Annotated in this window: 13 protein-coding genes; 6 read left to right on the top strand and 7 right to left on the bottom strand. The window is 45.7% G+C overall.

The window, feature by feature from the left end; all coding sequences use genetic code 11:
- Window positions 1–55 precede the first annotated feature (55 nt).
- From QL919_RS06455 to QL919_RS06445, 3 genes are all read right to left on the bottom strand, one after another.
- The gene (locus tag QL919_RS06455) at window positions 56–880 is read right to left on the bottom strand and encodes a phosphodiester glycosidase family protein (RefSeq protein WP_290188754.1); all 825 of its coding nucleotides are present in this window, start codon (window positions 878–880) and stop codon (window positions 56–58) included.
- A 144-nt stretch (window positions 881–1,024) separates the two neighbouring features.
- Window positions 1,025–2,827: an FMN-binding glutamate synthase family protein gene (locus QL919_RS06450; protein WP_290188753.1), complete on the bottom strand. Its 1,803-nt coding sequence runs from the start codon at window positions 2,825–2,827 to the stop codon at window positions 1,025–1,027.
- A 530-nt stretch (window positions 2,828–3,357) separates the two neighbouring features.
- Window positions 3,358–4,185: an IclR family transcriptional regulator gene (locus tag QL919_RS06445; protein ID WP_290188752.1), complete on the bottom strand. Its 828-nt coding sequence runs from the start codon at window positions 4,183–4,185 to the stop codon at window positions 3,358–3,360.
- Between the two features lie 189 nt (window positions 4,186–4,374).
- Between QL919_RS06445 and QL919_RS06440 the strand changes: the two genes are divergently transcribed.
- The 3 genes from QL919_RS06440 (at window position 4,375) to QL919_RS06430 (ending at window position 8,041) form a co-directional block, all read left to right on the top strand.
- The gene (locus QL919_RS06440) at window positions 4,375–5,559 is read left to right on the top strand and encodes an acyl-CoA dehydrogenase (protein ID WP_290188751.1); all 1,185 of its coding nucleotides are present in this window, start codon (window positions 4,375–4,377) and stop codon (window positions 5,557–5,559) included.
- A gap of 177 nt (window positions 5,560–5,736) precedes the next feature.
- Window positions 5,737–6,936: a CaiB/BaiF CoA-transferase family protein gene (locus tag QL919_RS06435; protein ID WP_290188750.1), complete on the top strand. Its 1,200-nt coding sequence runs from the start codon at window positions 5,737–5,739 to the stop codon at window positions 6,934–6,936.
- A 55-nt stretch (window positions 6,937–6,991) separates the two neighbouring features.
- A complete protein-coding gene (locus QL919_RS06430) occupies window positions 6,992–8,041 on the top strand; it encodes a histone deacetylase family protein (RefSeq protein ID WP_290188749.1) in 1,050 nt (349 codons plus the stop codon).
- Window positions 8,042–8,107: 66 nt separating this feature from the next.
- Here the strand turns inward: QL919_RS06430 and QL919_RS06425 are convergent, their stop codons facing one another.
- Window positions 8,108–8,872, bottom strand: coding sequence for an IclR family transcriptional regulator (locus QL919_RS06425; protein WP_290188748.1), 765 nt, complete (start codon window positions 8,870–8,872; stop codon window positions 8,108–8,110).
- Between the two features lie 262 nt (window positions 8,873–9,134).
- Here QL919_RS06425 and QL919_RS06420 point away from each other — a divergent pair, with 262 nt between their 5' ends.
- The 3 genes from QL919_RS06420 (at window position 9,135) to QL919_RS06410 (ending at window position 13,776) form a co-directional block, all read left to right on the top strand.
- Window positions 9,135–10,607, top strand: coding sequence for an NAD-dependent succinate-semialdehyde dehydrogenase (locus QL919_RS06420; protein ID WP_290188747.1), 1,473 nt, complete (start codon window positions 9,135–9,137; stop codon window positions 10,605–10,607).
- 164 nt (window positions 10,608–10,771) lie between these two features.
- Window positions 10,772–12,034, top strand: a complete 1,263-nt coding sequence (gabT, locus tag QL919_RS06415) for a 4-aminobutyrate--2-oxoglutarate transaminase (RefSeq protein ID WP_290188746.1) — start codon at window positions 10,772–10,774, stop codon at window positions 12,032–12,034.
- A gap of 299 nt (window positions 12,035–12,333) precedes the next feature.
- Entirely contained in the window at window positions 12,334–13,776 is a 1,443-nt protein-coding gene (locus QL919_RS06410) for an APC family permease (protein ID WP_290188745.1), read from the top strand.
- A 111-nt stretch (window positions 13,777–13,887) separates the two neighbouring features.
- Here QL919_RS06410 and QL919_RS06405 read toward each other — a convergent pair whose 3' ends face one another.
- From QL919_RS06405 to aguB, 3 genes are all read right to left on the bottom strand, one after another.
- Window positions 13,888–15,261 (bottom strand): NAD-dependent succinate-semialdehyde dehydrogenase, encoded by a 1,374-nt coding sequence (locus tag QL919_RS06405; protein ID WP_290188744.1) that lies wholly within the window; start codon window positions 15,259–15,261, stop codon window positions 13,888–13,890.
- A 180-nt stretch (window positions 15,262–15,441) separates the two neighbouring features.
- On the bottom strand, window positions 15,442–16,563 hold the full coding sequence (gene aguA, locus QL919_RS06400; protein WP_290188743.1) for an agmatine deiminase: 1,122 nt from the start codon (window positions 16,561–16,563) through the stop codon (window positions 15,442–15,444).
- A 64-nt stretch (window positions 16,564–16,627) separates the two neighbouring features.
- On the bottom strand, window positions 16,628–17,494 hold the full coding sequence (aguB, locus tag QL919_RS06395; RefSeq protein ID WP_290188742.1) for an N-carbamoylputrescine amidase: 867 nt from the start codon (window positions 17,492–17,494) through the stop codon (window positions 16,628–16,630).
- Between the last annotated feature and the right edge of the window lie 108 nt (window positions 17,495–17,602).

Genomic DNA, 17,602 nt, shown 5'->3' with positions numbered 1-17,602 from the left:
CTTGGATGACAATATCATCTCAAGTGCTTTTTACTTAATACCCTATCAAAGTGTATTACTCTTGATTTTCGACCATTCCAATCATTACACCCATCTCTTTTTTATCATGTTTATCGATACTAGGTGCATATAATGCCGATGCAATCCCGCCATCTAAAAATAAGGCATTCGGACAGCTTAAGTCATCTTTAAACAAGGAGGCAAACTGATAAAACGTCACAGGCTCATCGCTATTCACAAACTGTATGCTGCCATCACTACAAACGCCTACGCCATTGCGAAACTTGATTGAGCTGCTATCAGGATTAAACTGTGGATGTATCTCATCGTTGATAACCAGCATCGGTCCAGATTGTGTGGCATACCAAGGCTGTGCTGCGTCATTTTTAAGTTGCTCATACAAAGCGTTGCTTTCAGTGATTTGTACGTTGCCAGATTTATCCCACCACATGACCCCATTGGGCAATAGATGAAAGTTGCCGCCACCCTCGTTGAGATTTAAAGCGCGAACCTCTTTACCTTTAATGACTGTATAACCAATTGGCGCGAAACTACCGTTATACATGCCTGCGTTCATAGCAAAGTTGAGCGTTTGGTTTGCTGGTAAGCTTGTCAACAAATTATCGAAGGTAAGTAGAGGTTGAGGATTATTGCCACTGGTATTAGCCTGTTGCCAAAACAGCTGTAGTGAATAACGTTCATTATTAAATGCGTCAGTGTTTACGCTACAAATGCTATAAGTAAATGGCGAATCTTGCGACTGGCATGACCAGTTTTCCGTGTCACTATGTTTCGTATTACTAGTTAATGGCTGACAAGCACTGACGCTTAATGCGAGCAGGGCAATAGTAAAGGGCAGGACAATCGCAGAACTTGGCATCAATCAGTTGTCTTTTATGGTCTGAAGGCAATATATTAGCAGTATTACTAGCGAGCTTTCTATAGACATTCACTCGCTAGCTGTTTATTTATAAGCTCTTTATTTATAACATGGCTACTTATTAGCGATTTAGTTATAGGTCATCTACTCATTGGTAGGTGGAAAGTCGCGAAAAGTATTGTTGACGTTGCCGATTAACTGCCCACCGCCCGTGATGCTAGCGAAGTTTCCAAGGCTCTGTTCTGCCGATGTGGTGGTTTCTCTGCCTTTGTCACGCGAATCTTTGTTGTAAGCAATTAGGGCATCGTTATTGGCTAAGAAGCTATCAGGGTTTGCCATGACCCACATCTGATTAAAGACGTCTGCACGGGCGCTGCTATTCAGCAAGGCGCCTCTATCGGTAAAGTAAAAGAACTTCGATAATAGCTTGATTTGTCCATCATCTAGACGGCGTGCAATGTGATAAGGCTGCAACTGGCTTGGGTGTTGTAGCCCAACCGCACCGACGATATTAGACAGTGATTTGAGTGTGTTTCTATGAAAGCTTGCCACACGCTCAGCTTTGCTAGGCACATCAAGGGCTTTTTGACGATAGGGGTCTTGGGTCGCGACACCAGTAGGACAGGTGTTGGTATGACAAGAGCGTGACTGAATACAGCCAACGGCGAACATAAAGCCACGCGCTGAGTTGCACCAATCAGCGCCTAGCGCAATCATACGAGCAATATCAAAGCCCGAGACGATTTTACCACTAACGCCAAGCTTGATTTTGTCACGGATGCCTGCGCCAACCAAGGTGTTGTGTACCAACAAAAATCCCTCAACCATTGGCATGCCGACGTTATCCATAAACTCAACCGGTGCTGCACCTGTGCCGCCCTCTGCACCATCAATAACGATAAAGTCAGGATAGTTGTCAGCCTCCATCATGGCTTTGACAATTGCCATAAACTGCCAAGGCTGACCAATACATAGCTTAAAGCCGACAGGCTTGCCACCTGATAACTCACGTAGCTGCTGCCAAAAAGCAACCAATTCACGTGGGGTGCTAAATGCTGTGTGCGAAGAGGGCGAGACGCAATCTTGACCTGTCGGTACTTGACGTGTATCAGCAATCTCTTGAGTGATTTTTTCGGCTGGGAGCACGCCACCTTTACCAGGTTTGGCCCCTTGAGACAGCTTAATCTCAATCATTTTAACTTGTGGGTCAACGGCTTTTTCGGCGAAAGACTGCGGATCGAAGTTCCCATAATCATCACGGCAACCAAAGTAACCGGTACCTAGCTCCCAAATCAAATCACCACCGAATTTACGGTGATACGGGCTAATTGCACCTTCACCGGTATCATGCGTGAACCCGCCCATTTTTGCGCCGTGATTGAGTGCCATGATGGCGTTGGCAGACAAGCTTCCAAAACTCATCGCTGAGATATTGAAGACCGACATATTGTGTGGCTGCTGACAACGCTCGCCACCGACCATGATGCGAAAGTCTTGGTTTGCTAAAGGCTGGCTGACGGCGGATTGTAAAAACCATTCTTTACCAGGCGTATATAAATTATCCAACGTACCAAAAGCATTGGTATCGCTGACGTTTTTAGCACGTTGATAGACAAGAGCGCGCTGCTGGCGTGAAAACGGCACTTGTTCTTTATCGTTTTCTAACAAGTACTGACGAATCTCAGGACGGAAGTCTTCAAGCACGTAGCGAATATGCCCAGCCACTGGGTAGTTTCTCAAAATGGCATGCTTTGACTGTATGACGTCATAAATCCCCAAACATACCCCAAACCCACCAAGAATAATCAGCCACCAGTTCATCAGCAACAGCCCTGCTAAAAACAGCAAGGCAGCAGCGGCAAAAGTACTATAACGCAGTAGCACACCGACTAAATAAGGTGAGTTGGTTTTGGGTTCTGGATTCAGATTGGTACGAGATTGGGGCATAACGATACTCAACAGTGATACGTAAATAATAAAAAACGCGATAATAAAAAACAAACCATTAATAACAAAATAACCATGTCATAAACATGGTTATTGAGTATGGATTAAATGCTTAAATTTATCGCGTACATCATACACATATGATATCACTGCGACGGTTTAATTGGGTAACAGAGTGCTAAATTTGCTCTCAGAATGACAGTATTTAGACGTAAACGGCTCTGATTAATTATCTTAAGCAGCTTTCTGATCATTGTTTGGCGCAGAAGGTAAGTAAATGGTATTTAGTGAGACTGGCAAAAGAGTGCAAAGTATTAAAAATAAGATTGACAGTGTCTGGTGGTACCGATGGTCTAAGATTGACACCGATGGTCAGTGTCTGGTGGTAAGGTCTAAATAGTGCCTTGTGAGTGGTAACAGATGCAGGGCATGAGTAGTAAAAAAAGCGTCTACCTGCAGCGCGTGACAGACACGACAGTATTCATATTTTAGGCGCTGCCAAAGCTTCATAGAAACGCTCAATACTTTCTTTAAGCCCCACTACCAATTCTTTCTGCCAGTGCCTGCAATTTAGGCACAATCGTCGCCGTATATTCATCTGCTTCCCAGTTGGCACTAGGCACACTGGCATTGAGTGAATACGCATACTGCCCAGTGGCAACGTCAAAAACACCAACGGCCACGGCCAATATATCGGTAGAAAACTCCCCATCTGATACCGTATAACCATGCAATCTATAATGCTCTTCTGCACCAAATAAAGCCAACTGCGCGTACTTATAATCTTCTGTAGATAAGTGCTGTTGTAAATTACTAAGAATCACACTCTGTCTTGCTGGCGAGCTGGCCGCATAAAAAGCGCGCCCAATAGCAGTACGGGCGACGGGCACTGCCGAGCCAACTTGCAAATTGACTGACAGGCGAGCAGGGCTACGACAACAAGCGTGATAGCGCATTTCTCCTTCGACCTCGGTTGCTAAATTCACCGATACTTCATTGCTACTGGCAAACTGTCGTAGCAACGGCTCAGCTGCCGCCACCATGTCGTGACGACTCCACGCCGTTGCGCTGAGTCTCACTGCGCTACTGCCAAGCTGATACTGTCCGTGCTCGGTCATGCGTAAAAATCCAAGCGCCATTAAAGTATGAATAAGACGGGTGATGGTTGCTTTTGGCAAGGCGGTCATTTGACACAATTGCTGATGGCTGAGCTGCTCATGCTGCTCAAAGGCTGCCAATAAAGTCAGTCCACGCCCCAGTGCGGTGACAAACTGCCGGTCATTATCGTCCTTACTTTGCTCAAGAATGGTGGTCATTCGATCGAGTAGTGGCAGAGCTGCCGATACATTCTTAGTCATTTTATGCTCAATTTTTTTGATAAAGGTTTACAGCGCGGTAAAACTTTGTTTAAATAGATTTAAATTATGAAACTAAGTTTCGCACAGCGGAATAAGCAAGTCAACAACCTGTGCAGTCAATTTTTTTATTAATAATTGTTCGTTAATCACTACTCGTCGGTCAGGAAGACTGACATCAAGGAGATCCACATGGCAACATCTACGCGTCCAAGTTTCGATTGGGAAGATCCGTTTTTATTACGCGACCAGCTGACTGATGAAGAGCGCATGGTCACGGACAGCGCCCGTCAGTTTTTTCAAAAAGAGTTGATGCCTGGCATTATCGAAGCCAATCGTAACGAGAACTTTGACCGTAACATCATGCGTCAAATGGGTGAGATGGGCTTGCTTGGCGTAACGATTGAAGGTTATGGCTGTGCCGGTTTATCAAGTGTTGCTTATGGTCTGATTGCTAAGGAAGTAGAAGCGGTTGATTCTGGCTACCGCTCAGCGATGAGCGTACAGTCAAGCTTGGTCATGCATCCTATCTGGGCGTATGGCACTGAAGAGCAAAGAGAGCGTTATTTGCCTAAGCTTGCGACTGGTGAATATGTCGGCTGTTTTGGTCTGACCGAGCCGGATTCAGGCTCAGATCCTTCATCAATGTCAACGCGTGCACGCGCTGTGGATGGCGGTTATGAGCTGACGGGTAATAAAATGTGGATTACCAACAGCCCTATCGCTGACGTTTTTGTCGTTTGGGCAAAAGATGACGCCGGTGAGATTCGCGGCTTTGTTTTAGACAAAGGCATGAAAGGGTTATCAGCGCCGAAGATTGAAGGTAAGTTTTCACTACGTGCTTCAGTTACCGGTGAAATCGTTATGGACAAGGTATTTGTCCCTGAAGCCAATGCTTTCCCAGATATCCATGGTCTAAAAGGGCCATTTGGTTGCTTAAATAAGGCCCGTTACGGTATCGCATGGGGCGCGATGGGTGCGGCTGAGTTCTGCTGGAAGGCAGCACGCCAGTACACGCTAGACCGTAAGCAATTTGGTCGTCCGCTCGCCGCAACGCAGCTCGTACAATTGAAGCTTGCCAATATGCAGACAGAAATTACCTTGGGTCTACAAGCGGCGCTACGTGTTGGTCGTCTGATGGATGAAGACAATGCTGCGCCTGAGATGATTTCACTGATTAAGCGTAATAACTGTGGTAAGGCGCTCGATATCGCGCGTATTGCTCGTGATATGCACGGCGGTAACGGTATCTCTGATGAGTTCCATGTCATTCGCCATGTGATGAACTTAGAAGCGGTCAACACCTACGAAGGCACGCATGATATTCATGCGCTTATCTTAGGCCGTGCGCAGACGGGCATTCAGGCATTCTTTTAAGTATTTTTAGCTAATACAACTGTATTGCATAACGTACGTTGCTGCTTGGCTTTTTGTTAACAACAGCATTAATAGTAGCGTACGTTTTCAGTTGTTTTTCATGATTTCACTGCTGAGCCATTAAATCATGAAGAACAATTTTTTATCAAAGAATAAGTTACATAATAAGGGAAGATTATGACTGATATGGCAAAGGGTGCATTGCACGGTATCAAGGTGCTCGACTTGTCGAGAGTATTGGCCGGTCCTTCTTGTACCCAAGTGCTTGCCGATTTGGGCGCTGAAGTCATCAAGGTTGAGCGTCCACATATTGGTGATGAAACGCGTCATTGGGCACCGCCAAAATTCAGCGATGACACCTCCGCTTATTACGCCACTATTAACCGCAATAAAAAATCCCTCACCGTCGATATCACCACGCCTGCCGGACAAACCATTATCAAGCAGCTGGTTGCCGATAGCGATATCGTTGTTGAAAACTTTAAAGTTGGCGGGCTGAAAAAATACGGCTTAGATTATGACAGTCTAAAACAAGACAACCCGCGCCTTATTTATGCGTCATTGACGGGCTTTGGTCAAACCGGTCCAGACGCCAAGCGCCCCGGTTATGACTATATTATTCAAGGCTTGTCAGGGCTGATGAGTATCACCGGTCCAAGCGATGGTGAACCGCATAAGGTGGGTGTGGCAGTCGTCGATTTATTCGCAGGATTGCAGCTGACCATAGGTATTCAAGCGGCCTTATTAGCGCGTCAAAATACCGGACTTGGGCAGCATGTCGATGTGGCATTGCTTGATAGTGCGCTTGCGATGCTCGCCAACGTTGGTATGAATTATTTGGCATCGGATAAGGTGCCACCTAGACTCGGCAATCAGCATCCCAATATTGTTCCTTATCAAGTGTTTGCAGGTCAGGGTGACGCGCATTTTATCTTAGCTTGTGGTAATGACAGTCAGTTTGGCAAGCTTTGTGGTGTGTTGGGCGTTGATTGGCATAGTGACAACCGTTTTGCGACCAATCCACAACGCGTTGCCAATCGTGAGCTACTTTGTGATGAATTGGCTAAGCAATTTGCCGAGCAACCTCGCAGCTATTGGTTAGATGTGCTGGATAAAGCGGGTATTCCTTGTGGGGCGATTCATAATATCGCTGAGGCATTGGCGATGCCGCAAGCGCTGGCACGTGAGATGGTGGTTGATTTTGTGAAACAAGGTAGCCCTGTTCGAGCGCTTGGTAGCCCGATTAAATTATCCGCCTCACCGGTTACTTATCGTACGCCGCCACCGCAATTGAGCGAGCATACCGATAATACGCTTGCTGATTTGGGCTATGACAGCGAAATGATAGCCAAGCTGAAAGCCGATGGGATTGTTTAGTTAAGCATCAAAAAAAGCACCATTGGAAAAAATGTTCAACAAAGGAATGTTAAGCATGAAAATATATAGCCATGAAAATCTCAGTTTGCATAGACCGTTACCGTATTTCTCTTATGGCAAGATGCATGAGCCGTTAGAAATACCAGAACGCATGATCGAGTTGTTAAAGGCGCCAGCGGCATTAGGTTTAGAGGTAACCACTGCCACCGATATCGGAATGGGGCCAATATTGGCGGTTCATGATTTTGGTTACGTAGATTTTCTCAAGCATGGCTATGATGAATGGATGGCTGTTGAGGAAGATTTGGGCGCACAAGTGCAAACAGGGGTTTTTTTGCCGTATGACAATCCTGGTATCGGCATTATGGCAAAGGCTGCTAAATATCAGGCAGATGATAGTGCGCCCATCAGTGAGCATTCTTGGACGTCTATCTATTGGTCGGCACAAACGGCGCTGAATGCTGCTGAGGCCTTATTAAATGAAGATGCATCAAGTGCTGAGCGTGGGCAACATAATATCCAGCTTTGCTTTTCACGGCCGCCTGGTCACCATGCGCGCAAGAGCGCGGCGGGCGGGTTTTGTTATCTAAATAACGCCGCCATCATCGCCGAGCACCTACGGCAGAAATACGCAAAGATCGCCATTATAGACACCGACATGCACCACGGTCAGGGTATCCAAGAGATATTTTACGAGCGCAGTGATGTGCTCTATACCTCGGTTCATGGTGATCCGGTTAATTTTTATCCAGCCGTCACTGGTCATGAGTTTGAAAGGGGCAAAGATGCGGGCGAAGGCTATAACGTCAACTTCCCGATGCCACATGGCACCGATGAAGCTGGGTTTTTTAAATATGTTGATAAATCTATCGAGGCGATGACGCTATTTGACCCTGATGTCATCGTTCATGTGTTGGGCTTTGATGTGTATAAAGACGATCCAGAAGCCAGATGTGAAGTCACTACCGAAGGATTTACCATATTGGCGCAAAAGCTGAAAGCGTTAAACAAACCGTTAATTGTCTTGGTTGAAGGCGGTTATTACCTGCAAAAGCTCAATGACAATTTGCAAGCATTTTTATCAGGGCTGATTTCAGAAGATTAGCAATTATCCTCAGAATAACTGAAATGATTGGAAATAAACAAGGAACTAACGAAAAGCGTTTAGGCCTTATTGATGAGAAATAAAGCCCAAACGCTGCTCAATCTGCTCTGCCAATTCAATCAGGACAGCACTGACCTCAGCTCGTTTGGATTCATACTCTGCTTGCAAAAAGCTGACCGCCATACCTGCTACGGCATTACCTGACGCATTGCGAATATAAGTGCCAAGGCAATACATGCCTTCGCGCAGTTGCCCATCGTCAAGAGAGATGCGACTGTTTTGGATAGCCGTCAGCTCAGTGGACAAATCGATAAAGTTATCGACACCATGCTGGGTAATAGGCGTGGGGAAACCGCTGGCATAGATGGACTTTATGCTGTCCATAGAAAAGGTGGAAAGCATGGCTTTACCGGTAGCAGAGAATACTGCCGGCACGCGAACACCAGCGCGGAAAGTAAAGCCGAGCGGAGCGGGCGCTTCATGACAGGCCAAAAACACCACTTCACCAAAATCGAGCTTGGACAAAGTTACCGTATGCTGAAGCAGGGTAGGATACTGGACAATAAGGTCTTTAAATAGCTGAATGACGCCTTGCTGCTGCTCATATTTGCCCGCCCAATACATCAAATATGAGCCCAAATGAAAGCGGCTATCGCTGTCTTTATAGATAACATGCTTAGCCAAAAGACTTTGCAAAATGTTGTGGGTTGAGCTGCGCGGCAGGTTAAGCTCTTTGGCAATATGAGCCGCCGTTAAAGGCTGGGCGCTGTCGGTTATCAAATCTAAAATCTGAAAAGTTTTGTCCAAAGCAGGAACGGCAGTGGTGCTCATAAGGAACCTATAAAGTCGGTAAAATTAAAAAAACATCAAAATAAAGTGCTAAATCATCACAAAATTGATAATAGGGGTTGCAAATATGCGTCCATCATTCTTATAATGATGTCTCATATATAGAATAGATGTTCAGTATATTGAACAAATAACAAGTTATCAATAATTATTTAAGTCATAACCTTTTATTTATTGTTAGGTTTTTTATCGCTATAAATCTGCAAACTCTATCTGCAAAATAACATTGACAAGGAGTGTCAACATGTCACAACTGCCACATACGCTAACGCTATCAAACTCAGACTTACTCAAACAGCAATGCTACATCAAAGATGGCTGGCACGGTGCTAGTGATGACGCGACCATTGACGTCAGCAATCCTTTTAATGGCGAGATTATCGGTAGCGTGCCCAGCCTGACGACCGACGATGTCAATGATGCGGTTGCGGCTTCTCATGAGGCGCAAATCACGTGGGCGGCCAAAACCCCAAAAGAGCGCGCTGAGCTACTACAAAAGTGGGCCGACCTTATCGATGCCAACAAAGAAGATTTGGCCATCATTATGACCGCCGAGCAAGGCAAACCTTTAACCGAGTCACGCGGGGAAGTTGGCTATGCCAATAGTTTTATTCGCTGGTTTGCTGAAGAAGGCAAGCGTGTTTACGGCGATGTTATCCCTGCCAATCAAGCACAGCTACGCCATGTCATCCTAAAACAGCCTGTCGGTGTTTGTGCGGCTATCACGCCTTGGAATTTTCCTGCAGCGATGATTACCCGTAAAGCAGCCCCTGCACTCGCAGCAGGCTGTACCATGATTATCAAACCTGCAACCGAAACGCCATTTTCTGCCTTGGCACTGGCTGCCTTGTCTGAGCAAGCGGGCATTCCTGCAGGCGTTATCCAAGTCGTCACAGGCAAATCATCAACCATCGGCGATATCCTAACCGGCGATGCGCGCATTCATAAACTGTCATTTACCGGCTCTACCGAAGTTGGTCGCACCTTGATGGCTCAATGCGCGCCAACCATCAAAAAACTGTCATTAGAGCTCGGTGGCAATGCGCCATTTATCGTCTTTGATGATGCCGATCTTGAAAAGGCCGCTGAAGGCTTAATCGCCTCTAAATATCGCAACGCCGGTCAAACTTGTGTTTGTGCCAACCGTGTCTACGTGCAGGACAGTATCAAAGACAAATTCCTAGATGTATTTGTGAAAAAAGTCGCTGAGCTGAATGTCGGTAACGGCATGGACGAAGGCGTCGATATTGGCCCATTGATCAATAAAAAAGCGTTAGAGAAAGTACAAGCACTGCTAAAAGACGCGTTAGATAAAGGCGCAACCCTTATCACGGGCGGCAGCACCAATGGCGCATCAGAGCTGACTTATAACCCAACGGTGATTACCGATATCAGCAGTGACATGGATATCGCCCATGAGGAGATATTTGGTCCTATCGCCACTATTTTTACCTTTAAAGATGAAGACGACGTCATTCGTCAAGCCAACGACACTATTTATGGATTGGCGGCTTACTTCTACAGTGGCAGTTATGCACGCTCATGGCGCGTCACCGAAGGTTTAGAGTACGGCATCGTCGGTCATAATACCGGTCTCATTTCTACCGAAGTCGCACCATTTGGCGGCGTTAAGCAATCGGGCTTTGGCCGTGAAGGCTCAAAATACGGCATCGAAGAATATGTTGTGACCAAATACTGGTGCTCTGATGTTAGTTAATAGCTGGAGCTGATAGTTAGCTGTTTCATGTTTTAACCGTTTGATTTTTAACCAGTATTTAACGGGATTCAGCAGCAGGAATCCCCAATATTGCTAAACCTTATTCTATAAACCGCCATCACATCACTGGCATCTACGTAAAGAAGAAAGAAAAGGATATTCTTATGACTACTACCAATCAATCATTACTTGAGCGCCGTAAAGCGGTATTGCCAACCGGACTTGGCGTTGCCTTTCCTATCTTTGCCGAAAAAGCAAAAAATTCAGAAGTGTGGGACGTTGAAGGCAATCGTTACATTGATTTTGTCGGTGGTATCTCAGTACTAAATACCGGTCACAGCCATCCAAAAATCACTCAGCGTGTGCATGAGCAACTAGACAAGTTTACTCATACTGCCGCGCAAATGATTAACTATGAATGCTATGTCGATTTGGCCGAAAAATTGTGTGAAAAAGCGCCAATCAGCGGTGATACCAAAGCGTTCTTTTTGACCACTGGTGCTGAAGCCGTTGAAAACTGCATCAAGATTGCCCGTGCCAAAACCGGTCGTCCGGGTGTCATCTCTTTCGTTGGCGGTTGGCATGGTCGCACACTAATGTGCATGAGCCTAACGGGTAAAGTATTGCCATACAAAAAGAACTTTGGTCCGATGCCAGGTCCTGTGTTTCATGCGTTATTTCCAGCTGAAGAGTTAAATGTCACTGAAGCACAAGCATTGCATAGCCTTGAGATGATTTTCCAAGCGGATATCGACCCAAGTGAAGTGGCGGCGATGATTATCGAGCCAGTACAAGGCGAGGGCGGTTTCCATCAAGTGACACCATCGTTTGCCAAGTCTTTGCGCGAGATTTGCGATGAGCATGGCATTGTGCTGATTTTTGATGAAGTACAGTGTGGTTTTGCCCGTACGGGTACGTTGTTTGCCACCGAGCAGTTGGGCGTTGAGCCGGATCTAATGACCAGTGCCAAGAGCTTGGCAGGTGGTTACCCTATCTCTGCCGTTATCGGTCGCGCTGATATCATGGATGCGCCGCAAGTAGGCGGTTTGGGTGGTACTTATTCTGGTAACCCACTGGCTTGTGTGGCTGCATTGGCAGTGATGGAAGTCATCGAAGAAGAAAACCTGCTTGAGCGTAGTGTTGAGATTGGTGACAAAATCGAAGCTTTCTTAAAGGGTTTAAACTTAAGCAGCATTGGTCATATTCGTCATAAAGGCGCGATGTTAGCGTTTGAATTAATCGATAGCGATGGCAAGCCTGATGTTGAAGCAACGGCCAATTTAAAAGCCAAAGCATTTGAGCAGGGCTTACTACTAGCGTCTTGCGGCATGTATGGCAACGCCATTCGTGTGATGGTACCACTGACGGTTGAAGATGAAGTGCTACAAGAAGGTCTTGATATTATTAAAGCTATATTAACGGCGTAATTAGTACTGAGTTAATAGGTACTTAACTGATAGATATGAGCCAATAGGTACTGAGCTAGTGGTTGATAGAACAGCAAGATTGCCCATATGGCACTCGCTTTGAGTACATTTTTTTACAACGGCGCCTTGCAAATCAAGACGCCGTTGCTGTTTGTGCTATTTGCAAATGCAACAGTCAGTGCATAACAGCGTGGACGAAAAGGTATATATGATAATTATGATGGGTACTATCCCACTAAACAAAAAATAGTGTAACCATAAAAGGTTAACACGGATGACACACAGACAAGGAGCAGGTTATGTCTGAATTAAAAAAATCGTTAGGGACGCTAGATATTATCGCCTTAGCATTTGGAGCGATGGTCGGTTGGGGCTGGGTAGTCTTAGCGGGTGGATGGATTTTATCTGCTGGTACATGGGGCGCGATGCTAGCGTTCTTGATAGGCGGATTGGCCGTGATACTGATTGGTGTGACCTATGCTGAGCTTGCCGCATCGATGCCAATTACCGGCGGTGAGCATACTTATACGCATCGGGCGTTAGGGGTTAATGTCTCCTTTATCTGCTCATGGAGCATTCTATTTGGCTACTTCTCCGTAGTCGCGTTTGAGGCAGTCGCCTTGCCGACCGTCGTAGAATACTTCATTCCCAATTATAACCAAGGGTATCTTTGGACCATCGCTGGCTGGGATGTCTATGCCACTTGGGTCGGCGTTGGGATGCTTGGCTCAATCATCGTCACTTGGCTAAATATACGTGGTATGGAGGTCAGCGCATGGTTCCAAAAGACCGCAGTACTGGGCATTTTATTTGTGGGTACGCTGCTGTTCATCGGTGCTGTTTTATTCAATCCTGAAAGCTCAAACTCGATACAAGCACCAGCCTTTATTGGTGGTATCGGCGGTATGATGGCGGTTATTGTCATGGTACCGTTCATGTTTGTCGGCTTTGACGTCATCCCGCAGGCAGCAGAAGAGATTGATTTAACGCGCCCCAATATCGGTAAGTTTTTGATTATCTCAATCGTTGTTGCGGTGATGTGGTATGTGGGTATCGCGTGGAGCGTAGGCACGACGTTGCCACTGGTACAAGCAGAAAACTCAACCCTCGCCACGGCCGACGCGATGACCAATGCATGGCAAGGCAAGTGGGCAGGTATTCTGTTAGTGATTGGCGGTGTGCTTGGTATTCTATCGAGCTGGAACGCTTTCTTAATTGGTGGCAGTCGTCTGCTGTATGCCATGTCAAAAGCACATATGTTGCCGGCATTTTTAGGCAAATTACATCCAAAATATAAAACACCATCAAACGCCATCTTATTGATTGGTGGTTTGGCGACCTTAGCCCCATTGTTCGGTCGTAAAATGCTGGTTTGGATTGTAGATGCCGGTGGTTTTGGTATCGTTATCGCTTACACCTGTGTGGCTATCTCTTTCTTAGTACTACGTTACCGCGAGCCTGATATGGTACGCCCATTTAGAATACCAGCAGGTAAACTGGTCGGTATGATTACGATTGCGTTAAGTTTTGGTCTGTTGATGCTCTATATGCCAGGTATGCCATCGGCGTTGACGCCGATTGAATGGTGGATTTTCCTGGGTTGGACGGTGTTAGGTATCGTACTGTATAGCTATGCAAGGATTAAGTATCCAGGCATTAGCGAGTCGATTATGACGGAAGAATTGCGTCAATTAAAAATCGTCAACCAGTTGTGGCTAAAAGACAACCCGCCTAAACGCTAAGGTGTTTAAGGAGAGATTCTCTAAAAAGAAGGGGCTTATAATAGCCCCAAAAAAGAAGCCTAACAGTCAATGTTAGGCTTCTTTTTTATCACTGGGAGTGGCTGAGGTTATTTAAGACATATCGCGAATGAGCTTATAGTTTAAGAACTCAGTGATACCCAAGTTACCAAGCTCGCGTCCAAAGCCTGAACGCTTAACGCCGCCAAATGGCGTATTAGCTTCAGTACCAGAAGGAGCATTGATCGTAACCATACCGACTTCAAGCTTTTCAGCAATATCAGCGGCTAGATTGGCATCTTGGGTCTGAATAGAAGCCCCTAAACCGAAAGGCACGTCGTTGGCAATCTTGATAGCATGTTCGATATCTTTTGCTCTATACATGACTGCTACAGGGCCAAATAGCTCTTCACGATAGACATCCATAGACTCATCAACATCCGCTAGTACAGCAGGAGCAAACCAAGCGCCTGGCTTGTCTTTAACGATACCGCCTTCTACTAGTACTGTGGCACCTGCTTTTACCGCGTTATCTAACTGATTTTGTAAGTTAGTAGCTGCAGCCTTTGAAGATAGGGGACCAATAAACGTTTGATTATCCAGTGGATCAGAGAGGCTCATGCTCTGCACTGTATCAGTGAAGCCTTTAACGAATTTGTCATAAACAGATTCAACGATAATCATGCGTTTAGCCGCATTACAGGCTTGTCCTGTATTACCAAAGCGACCCGTAATAGCATTTTTTACAGCTTGCTCAATATCAGCGTCTTCTGCCACAATGAAGGGATCTGAGCCGCCAAGCTCTAGCACAACCTTTTTAAGCGCGCTGCCTGCTTCTTTAGCAACCGCTGCACCCGCGCGCTCAGAGCCTGTCAATGATACGCCTTGCACTCTTTTATCATGAATGATAGTAGCGGCTTGCTCATTGGTTGCGTAAATATTGTTATAAACGCCTTCTGGAAGACCAGCATCCGTTAGCATTTGGGCGATGACCTCTGCTGTCTGCGGACACTGCGGTGCATGCTTTAAGATAATCGTATTACCTGCCATCGCGTTTGGCGCAAAAAAACGAGCTACCTGATAGTGAGGATAGTTCCATGGCATAATGCCGAACAACACACCTACTGGGAATTTTTCTACTAAAGCTGAGCCGTTATCAACATCGATCTTGTCAGGAGCCAATTGCTCTTCTGCATTGTCTGCATAGTAGCGAAAAATCTGGGCGACTAGGCCAAGCTCACCTTTACCTTGCGCGATAGGCTTACCCATCTCTTTGGCGATAATATCTGCCAGCTCGTCTTGACGCTCATCATAGATATCAGCGACTTTATGCAGTATTTTGCTACGCTCTTCAAAAGAAGTTTGGCGCCAATCCTGATAAGCACTTTCTGCTTTTTCAATAGCTTGCTGGACATCTTGTTCGGTAGCAGTAGGATAGGTAGCTTCTACTTCGCCTGTGGCTGGGTTGGTTACTTGATATTCGCTCATAAGTGTTCCTTGGATTAAAATCCGTTTTTGGTTATATTTCTAAATACTTTATTTTTTATCATAAAGCGCGTGGATAGTTCTTATGATTGTCAGTCATTCTGTAATCGGTAAGGCTTATTTTGAAAATATGCTAAACCATACTAAAAAAGTATCTTTAGCGAGTCTACCAACATTCTAGTGTTATCGCTTGACAGCTGGCTGCTGCTGGGTAATACAATGGATATTACCGCCTCCAAAGACAATCTCTTTCGTCCGTACTCCCATTACATGATGACGAGGAAAGACTTTTTCAAGCTGCGCAATGGCTAAACTGTCATTTATATCATCATATTGCGGTACGATAATGGCATCATTACAGATCAAAAAATTGGCATACGAAGCGATACATATATCACCTGTACGACGTGGTTTAGCATCATCAGACTGCTCAACGTCATAATTTTCAGGCAAAGTTACGGGGTCTTTAGTACAACAAAGCTTGTGAACTTTCAAACGTCTGCCTTTAGCATCCGTCATATTTGATAGCTGCTGGTAGGTTTTTTGCGTAGCATCATAAAAAGGATGACTAGGATCATCAGTGAATAAGCAAACCACTTCACCGGGACGGGCAAAGCAGGCAATATCATCGATATGACCGGTAGTTTCATCAGGATCGATACCTTCATCAATCCACAGCACTTTTTGAACATTGAGATAGGCTTTTAGTTTGTCCTCAATCTGCTGCTCGTTTAGATGCGGATTGCGTCCTGGACTCAGCAGACACATACGTGTGGTCAACAGCGAACCTTCGCCATCAACATGAAACGCGCCGCCTTCCATGACAAAACCATCGGTGCGGTAGCGTCTAATACCAAGATAGTCACATAAGCGTGCCGCCAACTTGTCATCGTCATCCCAAGGTGAGTAAAGACCATCATAGGCTCCGCCCCACGCATTAAATGTCCAATCACAGGCGCGCAGCTCACCTTTATCATTGATTAGGAATGTCGGGACAATATCACGTGCCCACGCATCATTGCTGGGCATAGATATAACGTCGATATTATTAGGTAAGCTATCGCGGCAAGATTGATAGTCAGCAGGATTGACCAGTACGCTAACGTCACAAAATCCCTTAATTGCCAAGGCAACATCAGCATAGGCCTTCTTTGCAGGAGTAGCCTCTTGACGCCAGTTGTCCGCTCGATATGGCCATACCATCCATACCTTTTGTATTGGCTCAAATTCCGCTGGCATATAAAAACCATCTTCCCGTGGCGTTGAGCCCGTGATCGTGATGGGTGGATTCGCTAGTGATGACATATAAAGTACCTTGTTTTCGGGCAAAACAGTGTTCAAGATAATGGGTTTACCTCAGTAAGCATTATCAGTGGCTCAGTAACGCGCCGTACATAGAAGGGCGGCGGTCACGAAAGACACCCCATTGACGTCGCTCGATTGCCAGTTTGTCTAAGTCAAAAGTGGCAGTAATCACGTCTTCTTTATCCTTCGATGATTCTTGGATAATCTCGCCGCGACCATCGGTGATAAATGAGCTGCCGTAGAATTCTAGCGTGCTGTCATTACCATTTTGGCTGATGGTTTCTGTGCCGATACGATTAGCAGCGACGACTGGCATGAGGTTGGCGGCGGCGTGTCCCTGCATACAGCGCTGCCAATGACCTTTTGAGTCGATACCCAGTGTTGGCTCATCACCAATCGCAGTCGGATAAAAAAGTATCTCGGCGCCCATCAGCGCCATACTACGGGCGCACTCAGGGAACCATTGATCCCAGCAGATACCGACGCCTATCTTAGCGTATTTGGTATTCCAAACCTTAAATCCGGTATCACCAGGAGTAAAGTAGAACTTTTCGGCATAAGGAATACCATCTGGTATGTGAGTCTTACGATACGTACCCAGTATTTCACCATCAGCGTCGATGACAGTCACGCTATTAAAAAAAGTATTGCCTGACTTTTCATAAAAACTAATCGGTATTACCACTTTTAGTGCTTTAGCCAGTTTTTTGAAGTGATTGATAGCAGCATTATCAGTGACTGTGGTCGCAAGTTTGAAGTAATTAAAGTCATGAAGCTGGCAGAAGTAGGGTGTCTCAAACAACTCTTGTAGCAAGATAATGTTGGCACCAGCTTTAGCAGCTTTGGTCACTAAATCAGTGGCGGTATTGATATTTTGCTGAATATCCCAGCCACACGTCATTTGGGTGGTCGCAATCGTTACGTTTCGCATAACCTAAATCCTTTTAGAGTTGAATACATACGCTCGAATAGTAAAGAAGATATTGTAATAAAGAAAAAAGCGGCTTGTAAAAGTGAATAATGGGCAACCACCAATCCG

The sequence above is a fragment of the Psychrobacter sp. APC 3426 genome (assembly GCF_030408035.1).
GTDB lineage: Bacteria > Pseudomonadota > Gammaproteobacteria > Pseudomonadales > Moraxellaceae > Psychrobacter.
The sequence above is the reverse complement of the archived record's forward strand: the minus strand, read 5'-3'. Positions and strand labels throughout refer to the sequence as shown.

Bases quoted from the DNA above. Each gene is read 5' to 3' on its own strand.
- QL919_RS06405 (WP_290188744.1), bottom strand. From the start codon at position 15,261: ATGAGCGAATATCAAGTAACCAACCCAGCCACAGGCGAAGTAGAAGCT.
- QL919_RS06430 (WP_290188749.1), top strand. From the start codon at position 6,992: ATGAAAATATATAGCCATGAAAATCTCAGTTTGCATAGACCGTTACCG.
- QL919_RS06435 (WP_290188750.1), top strand. From the start codon at position 5,737: ATGACTGATATGGCAAAGGGTGCATTGCACGGTATCAAGGTGCTCGAC.
- QL919_RS06425 (WP_290188748.1), bottom strand. From the start codon at position 8,872: ATGAGCACCACTGCCGTTCCTGCTTTGGACAAAACTTTTCAGATTTTA.
- gabT (WP_290188746.1), top strand. From the start codon at position 10,772: ATGACTACTACCAATCAATCATTACTTGAGCGCCGTAAAGCGGTATTG.
- QL919_RS06450 (WP_290188753.1), bottom strand. From the start codon at position 2,827: ATGCCCCAATCTCGTACCAATCTGAATCCAGAACCCAAAACCAACTCA.
- QL919_RS06440 (WP_290188751.1), top strand. From the start codon at position 4,375: ATGGCAACATCTACGCGTCCAAGTTTCGATTGGGAAGATCCGTTTTTA.
- QL919_RS06455 (WP_290188754.1), bottom strand. From the start codon at position 880: ATGCCAAGTTCTGCGATTGTCCTGCCCTTTACTATTGCCCTGCTCGCA.
- QL919_RS06445 (WP_290188752.1), bottom strand. From the start codon at position 4,185: ATGACTAAGAATGTATCGGCAGCTCTGCCACTACTCGATCGAATGACC.
- aguB (WP_290188742.1), bottom strand. From the start codon at position 17,494: ATGCGAAACGTAACGATTGCGACCACCCAAATGACGTGTGGCTGGGAT.
- QL919_RS06410 (WP_290188745.1), top strand. From the start codon at position 12,334: ATGTCTGAATTAAAAAAATCGTTAGGGACGCTAGATATTATCGCCTTA.
- aguA (WP_290188743.1), bottom strand. From the start codon at position 16,563: ATGTCATCACTAGCGAATCCACCCATCACGATCACGGGCTCAACGCCA.
- QL919_RS06420 (WP_290188747.1), top strand. From the start codon at position 9,135: ATGTCACAACTGCCACATACGCTAACGCTATCAAACTCAGACTTACTC.